Raw genomic sequence first — 1,067 nt, forward strand, 5'->3', positions numbered from 1 at the left:
CTTTCAAATTAACGATGATTTTGGCGTGTATGTCCATCGATAACCTCATTTGTGACATGTACGGTCGCATCCCTGGTTGGGTCTCGAGATTATCCGTCACATGATGAGAAGCTTAATAAAGTCGCGTTTTGCTTGGAGAACTTTTTGCGAAAGGCGTATTTCGCATCCTCTTCCTGTAGAAAGCCGGCGTCAGGAAGCAGTACCTTGCACAGTTCGTGGGTGGCGGTGGTGCAGTAAATTTTGCCCTTGAATCCGTTCTTCACCAGGGCCGGCAGATAGCCAGTGTGGTCGATGTGAGCGTGGGTAAGGACAACGGCATTGATACTGGAAGGCTCTACAGGGAATCGGGCCCAGTTCCGTCGACGAAGAGTTTTTACGCCCTGGTACATGCCGCAGTCCACCAGCAGGCGGTGCTTATCGTCGGAAAGCAGATAGCGGGAGCCGGTGACTGTACCGGTAGCGCCGAGGAATTGAAGTTTCATCAGTCAGTCCTCTGGTGAGCCATGCGTGCAATGTTAGTATGGCCCATGCAACGACAGACCGTTTTGACTTAAGGCAGGAAGCTGTACAGATGCGCTACGACACCATTCTTTCCGACGTTCTCAAGGTGGCCGACGAGGCCAGTGAGCGCGTCCTTCATATCTATCAGTCCGATTTCAAGGTGAGCTTCAAAGGCGACGAGTCGCCGATCACCGCAGCGGATATCGCCAGCCACGAGGTGATCGTTCGTGGGTTGCGGAACATCAGCAGCGACATCCCGATCCTTTCTGAGGAGGGCCAAGAGATTCCCTGGGACGAACGCCGGCATTGGCTTCGTTTCTGGCTGATTGACCCCGTCGATGGCACCAAGGATTTTACCCAGCGCACTGGAGAATTCACCGTAAATATTGCCCTGATTGAGCGTGGGACCCCTGTGTTGGGGGTGGTGATTGCTCCCGCTCTCAAAGAGGCCTTTTGGGGGGCGGTTGGGCAAGGCGCGTTCAAGAGGGATCTCTCTGGCCGTGTTCACCGAATCAATGTTGTTAACCCCAGGGGCGAAGTGAAACGGGTCGTTGCAAGCAAAAACC

General features: G+C 54.0%; 2 protein-coding genes. One reads left to right on the forward strand and one right to left on the reverse strand.

The annotated features are described in order from the left end of the window. Positions 1-89: 89 nt before the first annotated feature. Positions 90-482, reverse strand: coding sequence for an MBL fold metallo-hydrolase (locus KDK19_RS19230; RefSeq protein ID WP_257292648.1), 393 nt, complete (start codon positions 480-482; stop codon positions 90-92). A gap of 89 nt (positions 483-571) precedes the next feature. Here KDK19_RS19230 and KDK19_RS19235 point away from each other — a divergent pair. After that, the coding region (locus tag KDK19_RS19235) for a 3'(2'),5'-bisphosphate nucleotidase CysQ (RefSeq protein WP_257292649.1) at positions 572-1,067 on the forward strand (496 nt) is incomplete at its 3' end.

The sequence above is a fragment of the Endozoicomonas sp. ONNA1 genome, assembly GCF_024606325.1.
Taxonomy (GTDB): Bacteria; Pseudomonadota; Gammaproteobacteria; order Pseudomonadales; family Endozoicomonadaceae; genus Endozoicomonas_A.

What these genes read in the sequence shown, in the direction of transcription:
- KDK19_RS19230 (WP_257292648.1), bottom strand. Translation starts at nt 482, where the DNA reads ATGAAACTTCAATTCCTCGGCGCTACCGGTACAGTCACCGGCTCCCGC.